The following is a 21227-nucleotide window of genomic DNA, read 5'->3' as shown; positions in this document are numbered from 1 at the left end:
GGAGAAACAGGTATGTTTAGCGGTTATCGGCGTTTCCATTAACCCCAATAGCCGCCAGCGGCGTGGATGAAAAGGGGTTCAGCCATATGCTTTCCCGCCGTACAGATGCTCGGGTTGATTCTATGGGCATCCTGGGGTCAACCGCACGCTACGCCTATCTGACCCGGGAGCAGCGCAAGCGCGTAGCCACTCTGGCAAAACAGCATGCCGGGGACATCCCGGTTATGGTCTGTGTGGGATCGGTCCGTATCGACGCCATTCTACATCTGGCTGATGATGCCCAGGCAGCTGGCGCGAATGTCCTGTTACTCCCGGCGGTCAGCTACCAGTCACTCCGTGACGACGAAGTCTTCTCACGCTTCGAGACCGTTACCCGGCACCTGTCTGTACCAGTGTGTATCTCTGAAAATCCGGGCACGACGCATTTTACCTTTACGGACGAACTCCATGGTCGTCTCTCATCACTTAAGGATGTTAGATCGGTCATGTTCCCTGACGAGCTGACAGCTGGCAAAGGAATCATTGATACACTCGCTCAGCTCCCACTAGTCCTGATAGTGAAACGACCTTGGGAAAGGATGTGGTACGAAGCGCCTGGTAAGAAGGTCAAAGGGATTGCCGCTGAAGACGCGGTATTCACTGATCATTTCATCTGGTAGCCTGTCACTCGCACCGTTGGTAACGTGAAGATTCATGGTTAATTTTGGAGTTCGGACGATTTATGCAAGCTATCAGACTATTCACCCTGATTCTGCCATTGTTCCTGGCACTCTGCGCCGGTATACCGGCCAGCGCCAGCACACCTTCAGGCAGCATTTCCTCTGCAAATGCAGCAATTACCACTCATGATAAGAACGGAAACCTCCTGCCGAATGCTCTGCGGATTCAGTATGATGTTGATTCAGATGGCAGAGTTCAGAATGTTAAGATACTGGAATCGACAACGACTCCGGAGTTTGAACATAAAATCATCGAGAAAATGATGAGTAAATGGCGCTTTGAAAAGGGGAAACCGGGAATAGCTAAAAGAGTAGTCGTCATGATCCAACCCAAATCAGCCGGCGGTCCCGCGAATAAGCAGTAAGCACTTTTGAGGATTAGTTGCCTGACGCATCATCTACGCCGGTAAAGTCCCTTGGGTGCCATGAGCAGACCTTTTAAAGGCTCATAGAAAAAACAAGCGGAGTGTTCGCCTGTTAATTTTACATCCTGGCTTTAATTATGGATTATGGAATTCTATATGTTCTGAAAAGGATTTATCCATGAGTGTCCTCTTTCCACCCAGGCTGGCTCCAGGAGATGTTATTGGTGTAACCGCTCCCTCTTCTGGCGTACCTGAACATCTGCATCCCAGACTGGAACTCGCCATAAAAAACCTAAAGAAAAGAGGTTACCAGGTCCGCGAAGGACGCTGCTTACGCTCGCAGCACAAAAATAAAAGCGCCACTAAATTTTCTCGCGTTGAAGAATTAATGTCTTATCTTACTGACCCAGATATAAAAGCTGTTATGCCACCTTGGGGCGGTGATCTGGCGATGGAATTACTTGATTTGATTGATTTTGATCTGTTGTCCCGGTCTAAACCAAAATGGTTTGTGGGCTTTTCAGATCTTAGTACACTTCATTTCCCACTGACGACGATATCGGGCTGGGCTACTTTGCATGGGCCGAACCTCATGGATCTTGGCGCTCAAAAGTTAGATGCCACCACTCAGGCCGTATGGGAAATTCTGGAATCGAATCGGGGAACTGTAATCAAACAGTACTCTTCAACAGCATTTCAAGCGGATGAAAATCAATGGGGAACAGCGTCAGACGGAGGTTTCAATCTGACCCAAAAAACACAGTGGAAACGCCTTGATGGTGTTACATCTTCTCTGACATTTAGCGGGAAACTGATCGGCGGCTGCCTCGAAATAATATCCAGGTTAGCAGGTACACCATTCGGGAATGTGCCCTTGTTCAAGGCGAGCAATAGCCCTCAAGGAATAATCCTCTATTTTGAAAATGTGGAAATGGCTCCCTGTGAATTTACACGCGCATTATTTAGCTTACGATTACAGAGTTGGTTTGATAACTTAAATGGTGTTCTTATCGGCAGAAGTGCTGCACCCGACGTAAGCGACCCGACTAAACATAATTATCTGGATGCCCTTAAAGCCGCTTTTGAGAATATTGCCGTGCCCGTACTGTATGATGTTGATATTGGCCACATACCTCCTCAAATATCCCTGGTCAATGGAGCCGATGCGACGGTATTTTTCGCTGAAAATGGTAGCTGGGTAACTCAGCAGTTGTAGATAAGGCAGTATTAATCACAAAGGCGGGCCTTGCTGTTCTTTTGCACTGAAGATCCGCTCTTAGTTCAGAGCGGATCTTCAGTGCAGTTAACTTTTCCGATTCGTGCAAGGCGCGGACAATGGTCCGGATTAATTTCTGTTAATAAAGAAGCAAGTCGGTCCATATACTCTCCATAATTTGCAAAAAATAAATCAACAAACCTCTGTCAGAATTTCCTTTCTGAACAGGAGGTGTTATGAACAAAATAAACTATCAAATCAAATACATTGAATATTTATTGAGAAAATGCAGAACAATTTTGACTAATGACATTTCATTTCATGCAGACAGGTTAAGAGAAATATCTGGCACATATCCGGATTTACTCAACCCTGTAACGCTTAATGAGAAAATTTGCCATCGCATTTTATTTATCCACAACCCATTTTATACATTGCTTGCTGATAAACTTCTGGTCAGGGAGTATGTTGAGAAACGGACTAACTTAATTAAGCTTATTCCTTTAGTAGGTGTTTATAACAGAGTTGATGATATTGATTTCGACAAACTGCCCTCAAAATTTGTTTTGAAATGCAATCATGATAGTGGTAGCGCGGTCATATGCACGGACAAAACGAATATTGATCCCGCTAAGATTAAAAGCAAATTAAAACTATCTCTTAAAAAGAATATGTATTATACGACCCGAGAATGGCAGTATAAAAACATACCACCCGTGATCCTATGCGAAATGTATCTGGATCTATTTTCCAGTAAACACCGGAATATAACTCCGGAAATGATAAGAATACATTGCTTTCACGGTGTGGCATGTTTTATCGAGGCCGACTTTACTGACAGCGATGGAAACGAATTCATTAACGTTTATGACAGAGCGTGGAATTTACAACCCTTTCAGATGGAATACCCAAACACGCCATTGCCGGTTGATGAACCAGAATCATTTCATAAATCCGTTATTGCCGCCCAGGACTTAGCAAAAGAAATAGACTACTGCCGCGTCGATCTTATGCTAAAAGGAGATGATATCTATTTCAGCGAAATAACATTAAGTCCCAAAAGAGGCAAACTTAAAATCACCCCATCAATTTGGGACGCAAAACTCGGCAGTATGTGGGATCTGTCTGTTGCTAAAACAGGTTCGATCGAGCCTGTGTATTCATGCCCTTAAACAGGCCATGAGAGTTTGAAAAGTGAGCCATTTTCTGGTGTTAAACTATAGCTAACGTCTCCGCCGTGGGCGCACATAATGGCTTTAACTACCGACAACCCTAAACCACAGCCCTCTGGATTAATATTTTTGGCGTATTCTCCTCGTTGAAAAGGCTGGAATAAGGACTTCTGGAGTTCTTCAGGAATTCCAGGTCCTTTGTCCTGAACGATAATAAAATTATCGTTTCCTGTAATACCATTTTTTATTAAAAGCGTTTGTGATGTGGAATATTTCAAGGCATTATCAAAAAGAACGGTGAGGCACTGAATAATGCGTAAGGGATCGCAAACGCAATACTGATGGTTAATCTCAGTGACAATTTTGAAATGCTTTTTATCAAAGTCCGGCCAAAAGGTATCAAGCGCATTTGAAATCGTGGCCTTGAGATCGACTTCACTCAGCATCAAGGAGTATCCTGCTCCTCCTGACGAACTCACGACGCGGAGATCCTCAATTAAGTTGGTCAGACCTTCAGTTTGTTTAAGAAGGTTTCTGAATAACGACGGTTCTGGTTCGAAAACGCCGTCAACCAGTCCCTGAAGCCTCCCACGTAAGATAGTCACCGGCGTCCGGAGTTCATGAGCAATTGCAGCATTCCATAAATTTCGCTGCGCATCCAGCGTCTGTAACTTTTCAGCCATCTCATTAAAGTCATTGACGAGCCTATTCATCTCTCCCAACTTAGAACTGCTGTTAAATGCTCTGGCACTAAGGTTTCCCTGAGAGATTTGTTTCAGGCTGTATGCGACGTCATTCAGTGGGTTGAATATTCTTGCAGACAGCTTTACGGTAAAGAAAAGTGCAACGACCAGACTGGTAATGGACGCCATCAGAATCCACATCCAGTCAAGGAATGTCATAGCATCTTCACTACCTTCGTTCATTCCACCCGGCAGGTAATAAATCAGGAAACTATAAAATAAGTAGGAACCGAGTATTGCAATGGCAATAATAACAAACGTTAACAACAACATATATGTCAAAATCTGACGGCTCAGAATTGTTTCTTTGTTCATTTTTTGTCACCCAACCGGTAGCCTAATCCTCGGATGCTTTCCGGAATGCCCCTCAATCCGGCATGTTCAAGCTTTTTCCGAAGTTTACTCATATGACTGTCTACAGTACGATCCAGCGTGTCTCCCTCAGGTAAACACGCATCGAGTAACTCTTCACGTGAACAGACTTTTCTCGGGTTTCTCGCCAGATAGGTTAAAAGTTTAAACTCAGTGGTGGTTAGTACTGGCGTGGAAACCTCACCTTGTGCAGTGATTTCAACGTAAAACTCATCAGGATAAATCGTTAAAAAAGGCGTTCTTAAAGGCCGTGAATGTGTAGACTCTGCAACCGGTCTGGTTCTGCGAAGCACTGCTTCAACCCTGGCAATAACCTCAGATGGATTGAAGGGTTTTATCACATAGTCGTCAGCCCCGAGCCGTAGCCCCATCAGTTTATCAACGTCTTGATCCAGTGCTGTCACCATGATGACCGGTACATTCGTTTCCTTTCTTAACGTGGTGAGAACATTCCAGCCATCGTACACGGGCAGGTGGATGTCCAATAGCAGGAGATCAGGCTTGTTCAGACGGGTAAGATTGATTGCCTGCTCACCGTCTTCGGCTCTTAAGGTTTTCATACCTGCCTTACGTAAATAGCCTGTCAGTATGGCAGCGATGTCATCATCGTCTTCTGCGACGATAATCAGATTGTTGTTGTTCATATTTTCTTCCACAGTGCTGATGACAACATGCATTTTACCCTGAAAGCACTTTTATCGTCATGCTTAAAGCTCTTTAACTCAATTACAAACATTAATTTTCAATTTGATGTCTTTTGACAGGTACTTTTTGGAAAAGTTCATCAAGAAATTTTCTTAAAATTTTACCAGACTCACTCTCCATATTCACTACACATTTTATAAATAATTAATCAACATCGCTAAGTGATAATCTACAACCAGGTTAAGTGGTGCATGCAATATGTACTTTGTCTAAGGAGTTTTATGGTGCTGACTAAATGTTTTTTCCGGCGCGAGAATTTGATGGCCTCACTTTTATTTTGCATCGTTTCATATGGGTTGCTATCTACCTGGCTTTACCTTGTGCATTCAATTAATGAAAAAGTAGAATCCACATTACCCTCATCTTTACTGATTCGTGTTTTGATAATCATTACAGCATTATCATTTATTATTCAGAAAAAACCTGGAGTTTTTAAAAACTTCATTGCAATAACATTCGGTCTGGTTTTACTGTTTATACACACCATCATTGTATTACATCTGCTTTTGAATACTTTTCCAGATATCTATGATTTTGTTTTTTATTATGAATTTTTTTTAATGCTTTTCTTTTGCGGACTACCTTTATGTTTATGTATAAGAATGGTTTGATATTATGCAATGTCAATATGATACATAACCTCAGGAGTGAGTACACATATCCTCCATAAAACATCCATTCACGATTGACATCATCACGTTACACTTAGCACATGGATTTATGACTGCTCTGTTCTGCTGTCTCGTTTCACTTAGCTGACATAATAAACCAACTGCAGAACCCTTTACACACAGATGTTTAATATAATTTATCATGATTTATAAAGGCAACGACAAACCTATGGCCCCCGGGGTTGCTATCTCACTTAAGAGACTTGCCTGGCGGCACAGAAAGAAATTGTGCATTACTTTCATGCTGGTTATTGCTGAAAACGTTGCATTCCTGCTCTACCCCGTTCTGGCGGGCATGGCGATAAATGCCATCCTGGGCGGACAGACGTCACATGCGGCCCTTTATGGCCTGATGGTTCTGTTCATGTGGTGCATGGGAGCCGCCAGACGTAGTGTCGATACGCGAACGTTTGCACGTATCTACGCAAGTCTTGCTGTGACTGTAGTATTATCCCAGCGAAAATATTCACTTAATCACTCGACTATTGCTGCGAGAGTCACTCTGTCCCGTGAATTTGTAGATTTCTTCGAGTTGCACCTGCCCGTATTGATCACCTCGATCATTTCCCTTTTCGGCGCAGCAATTATGCTGTTATGGATTGAATTCTGGACAGGTATAGTCTGTTTGATCATCGTGGCAATACTGATGTGTTTTGTCTCAAGCTATGCCAGCAAAAATGAGTCATTCTACAGACGGCTGAATAATCGCCTTGAGAAAGAGGTCGATTATGTTAATAAGGCGTCTTTTGGTGCTCTTAAGCGACATTATGACACACTTGCCCGTCTGCGCGTGGTGTTATCCGACAGAGAGGCATGGGGATATTTATCAATAGGCCTTCTGGTTTCTGCTCTCTTTTCCATGACCATTATCAGGATGAGCATGGAATCCGGAATTAATGCCGGACATATTTATTCCGTCATGACCTATATGTGGATGTTTGCAACAAGCCTGGATGACGCACCACAACTTCTTGAGAAATTTTCCCAGCTCAGGGATATCGGTAAACGGGTTTCGACTGACGATGAGACCTCTTTATCAGGAAAACCATGCTGAACTTTTACCCTTTGTATGTTGACTGGAAGTACACCTGATGCCGCACTTTTTCATTGAGCGCCCCATCTTCGCATGGGTTATTGCCCTGTTTATTGTTCTGACGGGACTGTTGTCCATACCTCGTTTACCGGTTGCGCAATACCCTGAAGTTGCGCCACCCGGTATTATCATTTCAGTGAGTTACCCTGGAGCCAGCCCGGAAGTGATGAACACATCCGTCGTGTCTCTGATCGAGCGTGAAATTGCGAGTGTTGACAATTTACTCTATTTTGAATCTTCCAGTGACACGACAGGGATGGCGTCAATTACGGTAACTTTCAAACCCGGCACCGACATCAAACTCGCCCAGATGGATCTGCAAAACAAAATTAAAATTGTGGAATCTCGCCTGCCGCAGTCGGTAAGACAGAATGGGATAAATGTTGAGGCAGCTAATTCCGGTTTTTTAATGATGGTGGGGTTAAAATCGCCAAACGGAGACTATCAGGAAGCTGACTTAAGCGATTATTTTGCAAGGAATGTTACTGATGAACTCCGTCGCGTACCCGGTGTAGGTAAAGTCCAGCTTTTTGGCGGAGAAAAGGCACTCCGCATATGGCTGGATCCGATGAAATTACACAGCTATGGGCTCTCTGTTACGGATGTATTAAGCGCCATCAGTCAACAAAACGTGATTGTTTCACCGGGCAGAACCGGAGATGAACCCGCGACGAGCAGCCAAGAGGTGACCTATCCAATAACGGTAAAAGGGCAGCTCTCTTCGGTTGAAGAATTTCGCAATATCACGATTAAATCACAGGTCTCAGCCGCCCGGGTGACACTGGCAGACGTTGCCCGCGTGGAATCCGGGTTGCAAAGTTACGCATTTGGCATCCGTGAAAATGGCGTGCCTGCAACGGCAGCCGCCATTCAGTTGTCTCCTGGCGCAAATGCGATTAGTACTGCGTCGGGTATCCGCGCGCGGTTAACAGAACTGTCCGGTGTGCTTCCCGAGGGAATGACATTCACCGTGCCTTTCGATACGGCTCCATTTGTAAAGCTATCGATATTGAAGGTAGTTGAGACATTTGTTGAAGCCATGGTTCTGGTCTTTTTCGTGATGCTGCTTTTCCTTCACAAGATACGCTGTACGCTTATTCCTGCGATTGTGGCACCCGTGGCGCTGCTCGGCACATTTACCGTAATGCTATTAAGCGGTTATTCCATCAATATTTTAACCATGTTTGGAATGATACTGGCCATCGGGATTATTGTTGACGATGCTATTGTTGTGGTGGAGAACGTCGAACGACTGATGGAAGACAAAAAAATGTCTCCACAGGATGCAACGCGAGAAGCGATGCGTGAAATTACGCCGGCAATCATTGGTATTACGCTGGTGCTCACTGCGGTGTTTATACCAATGGCCTTTGCCAGCGGTTCTGTGGGTATTATTTATCGACAGTTCAGCATTTCGATGGCGATATCCATTTTACTGTCGGCATTCCTGGCGCTGACGTTAACGCCTGCGCTTTGTGCAACCCTGCTCAAACCACATGGTATTCATCAGGGTAAAAGCAGCGCATTTTCAGCGTGGTTTAACGCTTACTTTCATCGCCTGACTTCGTTTTACGCCACTGGTCTGGGAATTGTACTGAAGCGTACTGGCCGTATGATGATGATCTACGCTGCATTATGTTTGGCATTGTTTGCCGGGCTGTCCACCTTACCATCATCATTTTTACCCGATGAAGATCAGGGTTATTTTATGTCCTCAATCCAGCTTCCTTCTGATGCCACGATGCAGCGGACGCTTAAGGTCGTCGATACATTTGAAGAGGAGATCGCCCATCGGCAGGCGGTAGAAAGTAACATTATGATCCTGGGATTTGGTTTCTCAGGGTCAGGCCAAAATTCGGCCATGGCATTCACCACCCTCAAGGACTGGAAACAACGCAAAGGAACCACGGCACAGGAAGAAGCTGACCATATTCAGTCCCAAATGGCAAACGTGCCGGACGCCGTAACAATGAGTCTGCTGCCTCCGGCCATTTCTGATATGGGAACCTCATCCGGGTTCACTTATTATTTACAGGACAGAGGGGGGAAAGGCTATCAGGCACTCAAAAAGGCGGCCGATGAGCTTATTGTACAGGCAAATCATAATCCTCACCTTGCCGATGTCTATATTGATGGACTTGGTGAGGGAACAAGCCTTTCCCTGCATATCGACAGGGAAAAAGCGGAGGCCATGGGGGTGTCGTTTGATGAAATAAATCAAACCATTTCCGTTGCAGCAGGTTCCAATTATGTTAATGACTATACCAATAATGGTCGGGTTCAACAGGTTATCGTCCAGGCGGACGCGCCATACCGGATGCAGCCCGAACAACTTTTGGCTTTGTCTGTCAAAAACCGTCTGGGGCAGATGCTTCCGTTATCCACTTTTGTGACGCTTTCGTGGAATGTTGCACCGCAGCAACTGATACGCTATCAGGGATATCCTGCCATACGCATAACCGGCAGTGCCGCACAGGGAAAATCGTCAGGTACCGCAATGGAGGCAATGGACAATCTGGCTAAGCACTTACCACCGGGGTTCGCCGGGGAGTGGGCGGGAAGTTCGTTACAGGAAAAAGAGTCTGCATCACAGCTTCCGGGTCTTATTGTGCTCTCGGTACTGGTGGTATTCATGGTGCTGGCTGCTCTATACGAAAGCTGGTCCATTCCCTTCTCGGTCATGCTCGTTGTTCCTCTGGGGCTGCTCGGCGCTGTGCTGGCCGTATCCGTTACGAATATGACGAATGACGTCTTTTTCAAAGTGGGTCTGATAACCCTGATTGGACTTTCCGCCAAGAATGCGATTCTGATTATCGAGTTCGCGAGACAATTGATGAAAGAAGGAAAGAGCCTTATTGACGCGACATTGACGGCTGCAAAGTTACGCTTACGGCCAATTCTGATGACTTCTCTGGCTTTCACATTAGGTGTTGTTCCGCTGATGCTTGCCAGTGGAGCCAGCGACAGCACGCAGCATGCGATTGGTACCGGTGTATTCGGCGGGATGATTAGCGGAACGCTACTGGCCATTTTCTTTGTTCCGGTATTTTTCGTGACGATCACACGATTTACAGGCATGCGAAAATACAGACTGGGGAATAGCCGGAACGGCTAATCTCTGCCCTGTGTTCCGGCCAGTTTAAAGCAGACTTCTTGCTGAACTGGCTGGCATTACATTATCAAGGACATTATGACCATCATTACCACTCAAAGATTAATCATTCGCCATTTTAAGGAAGAGGATGCGGCAGCTCTTTTCGATTACCTCTCTTCACCACGTACTCCTTGCTTTAAGGATGAAAAGTTACATTCACTCGCTGAGGCAGAGGTCGACGTGGCTAAACGAGCCTCTGACCCAACACAGTTTGCCGTTTGTCTAAATGAAACCGATACGTTAATCGGACATCTTTTTGCGGACAATAGCAACGAGCCAGACAGCAATACCTGGTCAGTAGGCTGGCATTTTAATCAACGTTTTGAACATCAGGGATATGCAAGCGAGTCAGTTGCTGCACTGTTTGATTATTTATTTAAAGTAAAAGGCGCCAGACGTTTGTATGCCTGGGTGGAAGATTATAATTACTCCTCTCAAAAACTATGCGAGCGACTACTTATGCGACGTGAAGGATGTTTTAAAGAATTTGTCTCCTTTGAAAACGAGGAGGGTAAGGCAAGGTATGACGACACATACATCTATGCGTTACTGCATAAAGAATGGACGAAGTAGAGGACGAAGAAAAATGTCCGCTCCTCGCTCATGGCGGACCTTTGGCTCAGTTAACAGTTCGCGCCGTGCCAGAAGCGGATCTCGCTTACTGCCAGGTATCAGTATTTACGGGAAGCAGATCAGCCAGGCTAGGGATATCTATTATTGAGTATTGAACTGAAATCGTATGTCTTGGATTTAAAATCGTTTGCGGGTGGGATATAGGCATTGAGCTTTTTACTGATGCTTGATACTCTCAGAGCACAAGCAGCGACCCAACACCATACTATAAAAGCCACAATAACGACGTATAGAGATTTCAAAATCTCTATACCATCACTCTGTGAAGAACTTCTGTATATCTCAGCACCGATATATAATAGCAACGATATTAACACAAAAGGTATTATCCACTTATGGAATTTATGAGGGTATATATTCCCGTTAGTAATTGTGTACATGCCCTGATAACGCAAGACTGCCTTCAAGGACGGAATCAATGACTGTGCATAATCGGAACTCAAGCATATGATTTTATAAGATAAATGCCAATCTCTATGCAGTCCGAACGACTGTAGGCGGAACTGCTGTTCCGCCTTTGCTAACGGATCGGAGATGGGTACAGAAGAGGTTCTAAGCCATTCGACTGCTTTTATCTACTCGGAGGATGAGCGTGAAAAAAAGTCTCTGCGATGAAACTGAATATACTTTTTTGTAATCGCTCCAATGATAGTAAGAATGACTGCGGAAACCACTTGGTTACTAAATAGGTCCTTTATTACCGATATCATAGCTTTTCTCCTGCTTATCTAATTTCTAAAAGAGATAATATTTTATTTTTTAAAAGCTAAAAAATTTGGTTCCTCAATTTTATAGCAACTACAGTTCCTTTCAAAAGATCTCAGTCTAAAGAATACTACTTTCTCCGGCAGCAACTCCATTACCTGTGGTTTAACACGTAGCATAAAGTCATCAATGGAGCTATCCCGTTCCCGAACTTCCGCTCCTCGCTCAAATCAGACCTTCATCCCAGTCAGATTGCCCACGTCGTGCCAGAAGCGTAAGTAAGAACGCCAGAAGCCCGCAAATATTGATGCTTCGTTTCCCCGGGATGCTTACACTTACACTCAAACCAAAAAAAGCCCCTGCGCGAAAGCAGGGGCAAGCCATGTCAGAGCTTATTTTTTATTAGTTAAATACCATCCCGCCGTCGATCAGCAATGACTGACCGGTCATGTAATCAGAATCCGGGCTGGCAAGATAGGAGACGCAGGCGGCGACATCTTCCGGCTCGGACAGACGACCGAGAGTGATGCGTTTGGCGAACTCGGCGGTACCGTAGCCCAGCGGTTTACCGGCGGCTTCGGACACCTGGCGGTCAATTTCGGCCCACATTGGCGTTTTGACAATCCCCGGGCAGTAGCCGTTGACCGTGATGCCCAGCGGCGCGAGGTCGCGAGCGGCGGTCTGGGTTAAGCCGCGTACCGCGAATTTGCTGGAGCTATACACTGCCAGCTCCGGGTTGCCGACGTGGCCGGCCTGGGAACAGGCGTTGATGATTTTCCCGCCGTGCCCCTCTTTCTTAAAGGCCTCGACCGCCGCCTGGATGCCCCAGATCACCCCTTTGACGTTGATGTTGTAGACTTTGTCGACAATCTCCGGGGTGATGGACTCGATCGGCGTGGACGGCGCCACACCGGCGTTATTGACGATGACGTCGAAGCCGCCCAGCGTTTTGCGCGCCTGTTCGACGGCGGCAAACACCTGATCGCGGTCGGAGACATCCACTTTCACCGCCACGGCGTGTCCGCCGGCCTGGTTGATTTCGGAGGCGACCGCTTTGGCGGTGGCATCGTTATAATCGGCAATGGCCACGGCAAATCCATCCTTCACCAGACGAAGGGCGATAGCTTTACCAATCCCCTGGCCAGCGCCGGTAACAAGTGCGACTTTTTTCATTTTCCTTTCCTTATTGTGATGACTTACAGAATCTGACTCAGATGCAGCTGGCCCATCAGCAGCGGGTTATCGCGATAATCCACCGGGATGGCCACCACCGCCGGGCCGTCGACGTCCATCGCGGCGCGCAGGGTCGGCTCCAGCGCCTCGGCGCTTTCCACGGCAAACCCTTTGGCGCCGAAGGACTCGGCATAGGCTTTAAAATCTATCGGCCCGAACTCGACGCCGGACAGGCGCTGATATTTTTTCTCTTCCTGGATGGCCACCATGTTGTAGCCGTTATCGACCCAGATCAGGTGCAGCACGTTGGCTTTCAGGCGGACGGCGGTCTCCAGCTCCATGCTCGACTGCAGGAAGCCGCCGTCGCCGGAGACGGAGACCACTTTGCGCTCAGGATTGACCAGCCAGGCGCCGATGGCCCAGGGCAGGGCGACGCCCATGGTCTGCTGGCCGTTGGAGATCATCACCTGGCGGGCGCGGAAGCTGTACAGGTAGCGGGCGATCCAGATATGGAAGCTGCCCATGTCCACGGTCAGCGTGACGTCGCTGTTGACGATATCCTGCATGGCGCGAACGATGCGCAGCGGATGCAGGGCAAACTGATTCAGCTGCGCGCCGCGGCGGTCCAGCAGCTCGCGCTGGTGCTGGCGGTCGCGGAGGATCTCCGCCGCCTGCGGGGAGAGCACCAGCCGGTGATCGATATTTTGCGCCAGCTTGTTGAGGGTGCCGGCGATATCGCCCACCAGCTCGACATTCGGGGTATAGTTGCGCTCTTCATAGGCGGGCAGCACGTCGATATGCACCAGCGTCGCGTTGCCGCTGTTCCACATCGCCGGTTCATATTCCACCGGGCTGTAGCCTATGCAGATCACCAGGTCGGCGAGCTGCAGCAGACGGTCCCCGGCCTGGTTGTTAAACAGCCCGACCCGACCGGCGAAGCGAGAGAAGTTATCCTGATTCACCGCCCCGGCGGCCTGATAGGTGCTGGTGACCGGAATATGGCTGGCCTCCAGCAAACGGCGCAGCGCCGTACTGTTTTCCGGCTGGCTGGCCATCAGGCCGAGCAGGAAGATCGGGTTCTTCGCCTGAGCGATAAGCTTCGCCACCTGGTCGATGGCGTCATCCGGCGCGGCGCCCATCTGCGGTGCCCGGCTGGCTGGCAGCACTTTACCGCTGACCGGACCATCGACCACATCCTGCGGCAGGCTGACGAACGCGCTGCCCGGGCGACCCTGCTCGGCGGCACGGAAGGCGTTGGAGACCACTTCCGCCAGCGCATCCGGCGCCGTCACCTCGACGGCGTATTTGGTGACCGGGCTGAACATCGCCACCGTATCCATACTCTGATGGACCTGCTTCGCCTTATCGGCGCGTTTCACCGCGCCGCCCAGGGCCACCACCGGGTCACCTTCGCTGTTGGCGGTGGCCATGCCGGTGATCAGATTGGAACAACCCGGACCGGAGGTGACCAGCGCCACGCCCGCTTTGCCGGTAATGCGTCCGACCGCGGCGGCCATAAACGCGGCGTTGGCTTCGTGGCGTACCGGAATAATGCGAATCGAGGAATCCAGCAGTGAGTCGAACACCTTGTCGATTTTGGCGCCGGGGATGCCGAAGATCTGACGTACGCCCTGAGCTTCCAGTTGGCTGACGACGAGATCGGCGCCGTGCGCCCACTGGCGTACCGGATACTGTTTGTCCATGTGAACCCCTTAACTTTCTACGGAACGGATGGCGGCATCGAGATTATCGGGATGCAGATTGGCCTGCAGGAACGCGCTGTCGGCGGGCAGGTCGATCATCAGCTTGTGAATTTCGCCGAAGGTCAACACCCCGTGATCGAGCTGGTAATCCAGCAGGTGACCGCCGCCTTTGCGGTCATCGGTAATAAAGTGCTCGTGATACCCGGCGACGTTGATCCCCTGCATATGCTGCGGGGTACGGAAGCCGACCAGCACCCCTTCGCGCTGGTTAAAGCGGAACACCGGCTGATCGTCGAGGACGTCGGTCATCGCCCGGTACGGCGGCGTCTGGCGCGGCACGGTGCGGGTATGGGCATGGCGGAAATGGCCGTCGATGCGCAGGGCGCAGAACAGGTTGTCAGAGGGAATTTGCTGGTCAATAACGTCGTGCAGTTGCTGGCGGCTCACCGGATGGTCAAAGGTTTTCCGGTACTGCGGCTGGAACCAGGTCATCACCGCGAACGGCGTTTTCTGCTCCGGCTGGGCTTTGCGCGCGCTACCGTCGGCGCGCAGCTGATAAACCTGACTGCTGAAGGCGATCAGCTCCCCGTCCAGCTCATTAAAGGTACCGAGGCCGAAATCGCCGTGTTTCAGCAGGTCCGCGATGGTGGTGCTGCCTTCGTAAACCCCGCTCAGCAGGGCACTCATTAGCGATGTCTGATAGAGCACGCTCTCCGGATGCTGCGCGGAAAACGCCCGTAGGGTTTCGCACAGACTCTCTTCGCAGGTGCATTCAGCAGAGTGATTCATATACCACTTCCTCGTTCAACAAATATAAGAAAGGTTAAATAAATGTTGACCCGATTCAGCTCACAGTTCCAATATAGAAACCATGCTGGTTTGAGACGTTTTCGATATGGAACTTCGTTATCTTCGTTATTTTGTCGCCGTCGCCAGGACGCGGCACTTCACCCAGGCCGCCAAGGAGCTGGGTATTTCACAACCTCCGTTAAGTCAGCAAATTCAGCGGCTTGAGCGAGAGGTGGGGACCCCGCTGTTTCGGCGTTTAACCCGTGGGGTGGAGCTGACGGAAGCGGGAGAGTCGTTCTATGAGGATGCCCGCCAGATCCTCGCCATGAGCGATGCGGCGCTGGAGAAGGCCAAGGGCATTGCGCGCGGGATGAACGGCAGCCTGTCGCTAGGCATTACCAGTTCTGATGCTTTCCATCCGCAAATCTTCACGTTGCTGCATCGTTTTCAGCTCGACCACCCCGGGGTGACCCTGCACCAGATGGAAGACAATATGGCCAATCTGATGACCGCCCTGAGCGAGGCCGAGCTGGATATCGCCTTCGTCCGTCTGCCGTGCGAGAGCAGTAAAGCCTTTAATCTGCGGATTATTGATGAGGAGCCGATGGTCATCGCGTTGCCGCGCGATAACCCGCTGGCGACGCAGCCGACCCTGGCTCTGGAGCAGCTGCGCGACGTGGCGCCGATCCTCTTCCCGCGGGAGGTGGCCCCCGGTCTGTATGAGCTGGTGTACAACAGCTGCCTGCGCGCCGGAATCGACATGGAGCGTGCCTGGCAGTCGTCGCAGATTTCGTCGTCGCTGAGCATGGTCAATGCCGGGTTCGGCTTCGCGCTGGTCCCGCAGTCGATGACCTGCATTCAGCAGCCGAACGTCAGCTATCACCCGCTCAGCGGGGCGCCGCTGAAGACCGACATCGCCATCGCCTGGCGGCGCTTTGAGCGCTCGCGCACGGTGAAACGCTTTCTGGCGATGTTCTGATCTTTGCGGCGCCAGCGGCTTACTGCGCCACCCAGCCGCCATCCATGTTCCACGCGGCGCCGCGCACCTGGGCGGCGGCGTCGCTGCACAGAAACAGCGCCATTTCGCCCAGCTGCTGCGGGGTGACAAACTCCCCGGAGGGCTGTTTTTCCGCCAGCAACTGGGCGCTGGCCTGCTCCGGGTCGACCCCCTCGGCGATGCGCTTATCGATCTGCTGCTGCACCAGCGGGGTCAGCACCCAGCCCGGGCAGATGGCGTTGCAGGTGATGCCGCTGCGCGCGGTTTCCAGGGCCACGGTTTTGGTCAGCCCGACCACCGCGTGCTTGGCGGCGACGTAGGCCGATTTCTCTTTCGACGCCACCAGACCATGCACTGAGGCAATGTTGATGATGCGCCCCCAGTTGCGCTGGCGCATGCCCGGCAGCGCCAGGCGGGTGGTGTGGAAGACGCTGGAGAGGTTAATCGCGATAATATCGTTCCATTTGTCCACCGGAAACTGATCCACCGGGGCGACGTGCTGGATGCCGGCGTTATTGATCACGATATCGACGCCACCGAAGGTGCTTTCGGCATAGTGCATCATCGCCTCGATCTGCCCGACGTCGCGCAGGTCGGCGTCGTGATAGCCGGGGATCTTGCCAAGCGCGGCGACTTCAGCGCGGGCGTGGCTGCTGTCGCCGAAGCCATTGAGTACCACCTGCGCGCCCGCCTGAGCCAGCACTTTGGCGATCCCTAAACCGATGCCGCTGGTGGAGCCGGTGACCAGCGCCGTTTTACCGTGCAAATTCATTTTATTACTCCTTCAATCTGGTATCAGACAATGCCGGTCACATAGAACGTGGCAATGACAAACAGTACCGCGAGGCTTTTGATCACCGTGATGGCGAAAATGCCGCCGTAGGCCTGGCGATGGCTCAGGCCGGTGATCGCCAGCAGGGTGATCACCGCCCCGTTATGCGGCAGGGTGTCCATGCCGCCGCTGGCCATGGCGGCGACGCGGTGCAGGACCTCGAGCGGAATATTGGCGGCGTGGGCGGCGGCGACAAAGGTCTCGGACATCGCCGCCAGCGCGATGCTCATCCCCCCGGAGGCCGAGCCGGTGATCCCGGCCAGCACTGTGACGCTGATCGCCTCGTTTAACAGCGGATTGGGAATGGCCGCGAGGGCTTTCGACAGCACCAGGAAACCCGGCAGGGCGGCGATAACCGCGCCGAATCCGTACTCAGAGGCGGTGTTCATCGCCGCGAGAATAGCGCCGCCGACCGCCGTTCGGCTCCCCTCCGCCAGCCGGCCACGGATATTGCGATAGCCGCAGACCAGCACCAGCACAATGCCGGAGAGCAGCGCCGCCTGCACCGCCCAGATAGCGGTGATTTTCCCTACTTCGGTGACGACAGGCTTCGCCAGACCCGGCAGGGTGAGCTCATGGCTGGCGCCGTACCACTGCGGGATCCAGTGGGTAAACAGCAGATTCAGTACCCCCACTAACAGCAACGGGGCGATAGCGATCAGCGGATGCGGCAGATCGATGTCATCCGGAGTCTCCGGCTCATTTTGCAGGTCGGTCCCATAGCCTTCGCCGCGGGCCTGCGCTTTGCGGCGCTGACGCTCCAGCCACAGCAAACCGAAGATGATAATGAACAGCGAGCCGATAAGCCCCAGCCAGGGGGCCGCCCAGGCGTTGGTGCCGAAGAAGCTGGTAGGAATAATATTCTGGATCTGCGGCGTGCCGGGCAGGGCGTCCATAGTAAACGAGAATGCCCCGAGGGCGACGGTGGCCGGGATCAGCCGTTTGGGGATCCCGCTCTGGCGAAACAGTTCGGCGGCAAAGGGGTAGACGGCAAAGGCCACCACAAACAGCGACACCCCGCCGTAGGTCAGCAGGGCGCACACCAGCACGATCACCGGGATCGCGTGGCGGCGTCCGAGGATGCGGATGGCGGCGGCGACAATCGACCGCGAGAATCCCGACAGCTCAATCAGCTTGCCGAACATGGCGCCCAGCAGAAACACCGGGAAATAGAGCTTCACAAAGCCGACCATTTTTTCCATAAACAGGCCGGTAAAGGCCGGGCCGACCGCGCCCGGGTCGGTGACCAGCACCGCGCCGAGGGCGGCGATCGGCGCAAAGAGGATCACGCTGTATCCACGGTAGGCCGCCAGCATCAGTAACGCCAGTGCGGCCAGGGCAATTATCACACTCATCACGACGTCTCACTCTCATTGTTATTGTAGGGGTACAGAACGCGATACTAGGGCTTCAGGGCATAGCGAAGCTGATGTTCCCGGCGCGACTGGATGCGCTGTTGCCGCGCCTCATCCCAGCGGTAAAAGCCTTGCCCGCTGCGGGCGCCGGTGTTGCCTTGCGCCACCTTCTCCGCCACCAGCGACATCATCTCCGTCCCGCTGGCCAGCTCCGGTAGCAGGTGCTGGCAGATATCCTGGACCGTCGCCAGCCCGGTCATGTCCGCTGCCTCCAGCGGGCCGACCATCGCATAGCGGCGGCCCAGCGAGGCGCGCATCACCTGGTCCACCACCTCGGCAGAGGCAATGCCGCTGTGGACGATATGCAGTGCTTCGCGCAGCAGGGCGAACTGCAGCCGGTTGCCGACAAAGCCCGGCGCGGCGCGATTGAGCACCACCGCTTCCAGCGCGCAGGCGGCGCAAAAGTCGCTCACCTGGCGCGCCAGATGGGGCAGCGTGGCGCTCCCGGGCACCACTTCCACCAGCGGGATCAGGTGCGGCGGATGCCAGAAGTGGGCGATCAGCAGCCGTTCAGGGTGGCGCATGCCCTGCGCCAGCGAGTCCGGCGGCAGGCCGCTGGTGTTGCTGGCGATAATCGCCTCGTCGGCGATCAGCGTTTCCAGTTCGGCATACAGGGCGTGCTTCAGTGGTAGCCGCTCGGGGATCGCTTCTATCAGCAGCGTGGTATCGGCCAGGGCATTCAGCGCCGGGGTGGGGGTCAGACGGGCCAGCACAGCGTCGCGGTCGGCGGGATCCTGCTGGCCGCAGGCCTCCAGCTCGCGCAGGATGGCGCTGGCCACCGCCGGAACCTCGGCGAGACGCTGCGGATCGGTGTCATACAGGCGGACGGCGTGACCGTGACGGGCGAAATGACAGGCGATACCGACGCCCATCAGTCCCGCGCCGAGTACCGCCAGGCGTGGTGTAAACATAGTGGCTCCTGTTAACGTTGAAGGGTCATGGCGATGCCCTGGCCGCCGCCGACGCACAGGGTTGCCAGCCCTTTGCTGGCGCCCCGGCGCTGCATCTCATGCACCAGGCTGACGAGGATCCGGCAGCCGGAGGCGCCGATGGGATGGCCAAGGGCGATGGCGCCGCCGTTGACGTTGACCTTCTCGCTATCCCACTCAAGCAACTGACCGACGGCCAGCGCCTGGACGGCAAAAGCCTCGTTAGCTTCGATAAGATCCACCTCGTCCAGCGTCCAGCCGGCGCGCTGCAGCGCTTTGCGGCAGGCGCTCACCGGGCCGATGCCCATCACCGATGGGTCGACCCCGGCGACCGCCGAGCTGACGATGCGCGCCAGCACCGGTAGCCCGAGCGCGTGCGCTTTATCTACGCGCATCAGCAGGACCGCCGCGGCGCCGTCGTTCAGCGACGAGGCATTCCCGGCAGTGACGCTGCCGTCAGCGGGACGAAACGCCGGGCGCAGCTGGGCCAGCTGCTGCTCGCTGGTCTCCGGGCGTGGTTGCTCATCGTCAGTCACCATTCGCGGCGGCTTTTTGCCCTGCGGGACGCTGACCGGGACGATCTCCTCGCGAAAACGCCCGGCGGCGATGGCGGCCGCCGCTTTGCGCTGGGACCCGGCGGCAAAGGCATCCTGGCGCTCGCGGCTGATGTCGAAGGCATCGGCCAGATTCTCGGCGGTAATGCCCATGTGGTAGTCGTTAAAGGCGTCCCACAGGCCGTCCAGAATCATGCTGTCCTGCAGGCTGGCGTGGCCGAAACGCAGGCCATCGCGGGCGCCGTGCATCAGATAGGGGGCATTGCTCATGCTCTCCTGGCCGCCGGCGATGACGATCTCGGCGTCGCCGCAGCGGATCGCCTGCACCGCCTGCTGAACCGCTTTCAGCCCGGAGCCGCACACCAGATTGACGGTGACCGCCGGGGTGTCCACCGGCAGGCCGGCCCGCAGCGCGGTCTGCCGCGCCGGGTTCTGCCCGCAGCCGGCGGTGAGCACCTGGCCGAAAATCAGTTCGTCGACCGCCGCGGCGGGCAACGGGCAGCGTTCAAGCAGGCTGCGTACCACCGCGGCGCCGAGGTCGACGGCGGAAAGAGGGGCGAAGGCACCGCGAAAGCTGCCGACCGGGGTGCGTACTGCAGCAACAATGGCAATATCGGTCATGGTCTCTCCTTAGCTGAAGCGCATTTCGCGCACATCATCGGCCACGATCAGCCGTCCCGCCGTTTTACGCATCACCTCGTCGGGGCTCACCCCAGGGGCCACTTCGCGCAGGACAAACGCGCCGTCGACAATATCCAGCAGGGCCAGGTCAGTGAGCACCCGGCGAATACAGCCCACGCCGGTGAGCGGCAGAGTGCATTGCGGCAGCAGTTTGGATTCGCCGTTTTTTGAGGCGTGGGTCATCACCACGATGATATTCTGCGCGCCGGCCACCAGGTCCATGGCACCGCCCATCCCCTTGACCATTTTTCCTGGGATCATCCATGAGGCGATGTTGCCGGCGACGTCGACCTCAAAGGCGCCAAGAACGGTCAGGTCGACGTGACCGCCGCGGATCATGGCGAACGACTGAGCGGAGTCGAAGATGGCCGCCCCGGTTTGCGCGGTGACGGTCTGCTTGCCGGCGTTAATCATGTCGGCGTCGATCGTGGCTTCGTCGGGAAATTCGCCCATCCCCAACAGGCCGTTCTCCGACTGGAGCATCACCTCAATACCGGCGGGAATGTAATTGGCCACCAGCGTCGGGATACCGATCCCGAGGTTGACGTAGTCGCCGTCGCGCAGCTCCTGGGCGACGCGCATCGCCATTTGTTCACGGGTCAGCAT

Annotated in this window: 18 protein-coding genes and 2 pseudogenes; 9 read left to right on the top strand and 11 right to left on the bottom strand. The window is 52.9% G+C overall.

Annotated features, from left to right (window positions below; all coding sequences use genetic code 11):
- Positions 1-47: 47 nt before the first annotated feature.
- The 4 genes and pseudogenes from CWM54_RS07305 to CWM54_RS07290 form a co-directional block, all read left to right on the top strand.
- Positions 48-494, top strand: a pseudogene (locus CWM54_RS07305) (dihydrodipicolinate synthase family protein); the annotation flags it as partial.
- A 227-nt stretch (positions 495-721) separates the two neighbouring features.
- Positions 722-1084 carry a TonB family protein gene (locus CWM54_RS07300; RefSeq protein WP_038422683.1) on the top strand — a complete coding sequence of 121 codons (363 nt, stop codon included), beginning with the start codon at positions 722-724 and terminating at the stop codon, positions 1082-1084.
- A gap of 178 nt (positions 1085-1262) precedes the next feature.
- The gene (locus tag CWM54_RS07295; RefSeq protein ID WP_100680477.1) at positions 1263-2300 is read left to right on the top strand and encodes a S66 peptidase family protein; all 1038 of its coding nucleotides are present in this window, start codon (positions 1263-1265) and stop codon (positions 2298-2300) included.
- A gap of 236 nt (positions 2301-2536) precedes the next feature.
- A complete protein-coding gene (locus CWM54_RS07290) occupies positions 2537-3472 on the top strand; it encodes an ATP-grasp fold amidoligase family protein (RefSeq protein ID WP_100680476.1) in 936 nt (311 codons plus the stop codon).
- Here CWM54_RS07290 and ccrB read toward each other — a convergent pair.
- Both ccrB and CWM54_RS07280 read right to left on the bottom strand, forming a co-directional pair.
- Positions 3469-4530: a HAMP domain-containing histidine kinase CrrB gene (gene ccrB, locus CWM54_RS07285; protein ID WP_088717235.1), complete on the bottom strand. Its 1062-nt coding sequence runs from the start codon at positions 4528-4530 to the stop codon at positions 3469-3471. The genes CWM54_RS07290 and ccrB overlap by 4 nt on opposite strands.
- Positions 4527-5231: a response regulator gene (locus CWM54_RS07280; RefSeq protein WP_100680474.1), complete on the bottom strand. Its 705-nt coding sequence runs from the start codon at positions 5229-5231 to the stop codon at positions 4527-4529. Before CWM54_RS07280 ends, ccrB begins: the two co-directional genes overlap by 4 nt.
- Positions 5232-5513: 282 nt before the next feature.
- Here CWM54_RS07280 and CWM54_RS07275 point away from each other — a divergent pair, with 282 nt between their 5' ends.
- From CWM54_RS07275 to CWM54_RS07255, 4 genes are all read left to right on the top strand, one after another.
- The gene (locus CWM54_RS07275) at positions 5514-5903 is read left to right on the top strand and encodes a transporter (RefSeq protein WP_100680473.1); all 390 of its coding nucleotides are present in this window, start codon (positions 5514-5516) and stop codon (positions 5901-5903) included.
- Between the two features lie 229 nt (positions 5904-6132).
- A complete protein-coding gene (locus CWM54_RS07265) occupies positions 6133-7017 on the top strand; it encodes an ABC transporter six-transmembrane domain-containing protein (RefSeq protein WP_100680580.1) in 885 nt (294 codons plus the stop codon).
- Between the two features lie 37 nt (positions 7018-7054).
- Entirely contained in the window at positions 7055-10171 is a 3117-nt protein-coding gene (kexD, locus tag CWM54_RS07260; RefSeq protein WP_061154310.1) for a multidrug efflux RND transporter permease subunit KexD, read from the top strand.
- 75 nt (positions 10172-10246) lie between these two features.
- Entirely contained in the window at positions 10247-10783 is a 537-nt protein-coding gene (locus CWM54_RS07255) for a GNAT family N-acetyltransferase (protein WP_004151178.1), read from the top strand.
- Between the two features lie 128 nt (positions 10784-10911).
- On the opposite strand, the pseudogene CWM54_RS29230 reads toward CWM54_RS07255, so the two are convergent.
- The 4 genes and pseudogenes from CWM54_RS29230 to budA all read right to left on the bottom strand — a co-directional run bounded on the left by CWM54_RS29230 (position 10912) and on the right by budA (position 15213).
- Positions 10912-11553, bottom strand: a pseudogene (locus CWM54_RS29230) (hypothetical protein).
- A gap of 397 nt (positions 11554-11950) precedes the next feature.
- On the bottom strand, positions 11951-12721 hold the full coding sequence (locus tag CWM54_RS07245; RefSeq protein ID WP_008804546.1) for a (S)-acetoin forming diacetyl reductase: 771 nt from the start codon (positions 12719-12721) through the stop codon (positions 11951-11953).
- Between the two features lie 23 nt (positions 12722-12744).
- A complete protein-coding gene (gene alsS, locus CWM54_RS07240) occupies positions 12745-14424 on the bottom strand; it encodes an acetolactate synthase AlsS (RefSeq protein WP_100696593.1) in 1680 nt (559 codons plus the stop codon).
- Between the two features lie 9 nt (positions 14425-14433).
- Positions 14434-15213, bottom strand: a complete 780-nt coding sequence (budA, locus tag CWM54_RS07235; protein WP_008804548.1) for an acetolactate decarboxylase — start codon at positions 15211-15213, stop codon at positions 14434-14436.
- Positions 15214-15319: 106 nt separating this feature from the next.
- Here budA and CWM54_RS07230 point away from each other — a divergent pair, with 106 nt between their 5' ends.
- Positions 15320-16192 (top strand): LysR family transcriptional regulator, encoded by an 873-nt coding sequence (locus tag CWM54_RS07230; protein WP_004145376.1) that lies wholly within the window; start codon positions 15320-15322, stop codon positions 16190-16192.
- A 19-nt stretch (positions 16193-16211) separates the two neighbouring features.
- On the opposite strand, the gene CWM54_RS07225 is transcribed toward CWM54_RS07230, so the two are convergent.
- From CWM54_RS07225 to CWM54_RS07205, 5 genes are read right to left on the bottom strand one after another with little or no spacing between them, the layout of a single operon-like run.
- Positions 16212-16982 carry a 3-hydroxybutyrate dehydrogenase gene (locus CWM54_RS07225; protein ID WP_074385615.1) on the bottom strand — a complete coding sequence of 257 codons (771 nt, stop codon included), beginning with the start codon at positions 16980-16982 and terminating at the stop codon, positions 16212-16214.
- Positions 16983-17005: 23 nt separating this feature from the next.
- Positions 17006-18400 (bottom strand): GntP family permease, encoded by a 1395-nt coding sequence (locus CWM54_RS07220; protein ID WP_206053107.1) that lies wholly within the window; start codon positions 18398-18400, stop codon positions 17006-17008.
- Between the two features lie 44 nt (positions 18401-18444).
- Positions 18445-19368, bottom strand: a complete 924-nt coding sequence (locus CWM54_RS07215) for a 3-hydroxyacyl-CoA dehydrogenase family protein (RefSeq protein WP_100696589.1) — start codon at positions 19366-19368, stop codon at positions 18445-18447.
- Between the two features lie 11 nt (positions 19369-19379).
- Positions 19380-20561, bottom strand: a complete 1182-nt coding sequence (locus CWM54_RS07210) for an acetyl-CoA C-acetyltransferase (protein WP_100696587.1) — start codon at positions 20559-20561, stop codon at positions 19380-19382.
- Positions 20562-20570: 9 nt separating this feature from the next.
- Entirely contained in the window at positions 20571-21227 is a 657-nt protein-coding gene (locus tag CWM54_RS07205; protein WP_012541466.1) for a CoA transferase subunit B, read from the bottom strand.

The sequence above is a fragment of the Klebsiella sp. D-Nf1 genome (assembly GCF_002810515.1).
In the GTDB taxonomy this organism is placed as follows: Bacteria; Pseudomonadota; Gammaproteobacteria; order Enterobacterales; family Enterobacteriaceae; genus Klebsiella; species Klebsiella variicola.
The sequence above is the reverse complement of the archived record's forward strand: the minus strand, read 5'-3'. Positions and strand labels throughout refer to the sequence as shown.

Bases quoted from the DNA above. Each gene is read 5' to 3' on its own strand.
- CWM54_RS07290 (WP_100680476.1), top strand. From the start codon at position 2,537: ATGAACAAAATAAACTATCAAATCAAATACATTGAATATTTATTGAGA.
- CWM54_RS07275 (WP_100680473.1), top strand. From the start codon at position 5,514: ATGGTGCTGACTAAATGTTTTTTCCGGCGCGAGAATTTGATGGCCTCA.
- CWM54_RS07280 (WP_100680474.1), bottom strand. From the start codon at position 5,231: ATGAACAACAACAATCTGATTATCGTCGCAGAAGACGATGATGACATC.
- alsS (WP_100696593.1), bottom strand. From the start codon at position 14,424: ATGGACAAACAGTATCCGGTACGCCAGTGGGCGCACGGCGCCGATCTC.
- CWM54_RS07230 (WP_004145376.1), top strand. From the start codon at position 15,320: ATGGAACTTCGTTATCTTCGTTATTTTGTCGCCGTCGCCAGGACGCGG.
- budA (WP_008804548.1), bottom strand. From the start codon at position 15,213: ATGAATCACTCTGCTGAATGCACCTGCGAAGAGAGTCTGTGCGAAACC.
- kexD (WP_061154310.1), top strand. From the start codon at position 7,055: ATGCCGCACTTTTTCATTGAGCGCCCCATCTTCGCATGGGTTATTGCC.
- ccrB (WP_088717235.1), bottom strand. From the start codon at position 4,530: ATGAACAAAGAAACAATTCTGAGCCGTCAGATTTTGACATATATGTTG.
- CWM54_RS07205 (WP_012541466.1), bottom strand. From the start codon at position 21,227: ATGCTGACCCGTGAACAAATGGCGATGCGCGTCGCCCAGGAGCTGCGC.
- CWM54_RS07255 (WP_004151178.1), top strand. From the start codon at position 10,247: ATGACCATCATTACCACTCAAAGATTAATCATTCGCCATTTTAAGGAA.
- CWM54_RS07300 (WP_038422683.1), top strand. From the start codon at position 722: ATGCAAGCTATCAGACTATTCACCCTGATTCTGCCATTGTTCCTGGCA.
- CWM54_RS07265 (WP_100680580.1), top strand. From the start codon at position 6,133: ATGGCCCCCGGGGTTGCTATCTCACTTAAGAGACTTGCCTGGCGGCAC.
- CWM54_RS07215 (WP_100696589.1), bottom strand. From the start codon at position 19,368: ATGTTTACACCACGCCTGGCGGTACTCGGCGCGGGACTGATGGGCGTC.
- CWM54_RS07210 (WP_100696587.1), bottom strand. From the start codon at position 20,561: ATGACCGATATTGCCATTGTTGCTGCAGTACGCACCCCGGTCGGCAGC.
- CWM54_RS07225 (WP_074385615.1), bottom strand. From the start codon at position 16,982: ATGAATTTGCACGGTAAAACGGCGCTGGTCACCGGCTCCACCAGCGGC.
- CWM54_RS07245 (WP_008804546.1), bottom strand. From the start codon at position 12,721: ATGAAAAAAGTCGCACTTGTTACCGGCGCTGGCCAGGGGATTGGTAAA.
- CWM54_RS07295 (WP_100680477.1), top strand. From the start codon at position 1,263: ATGAGTGTCCTCTTTCCACCCAGGCTGGCTCCAGGAGATGTTATTGGT.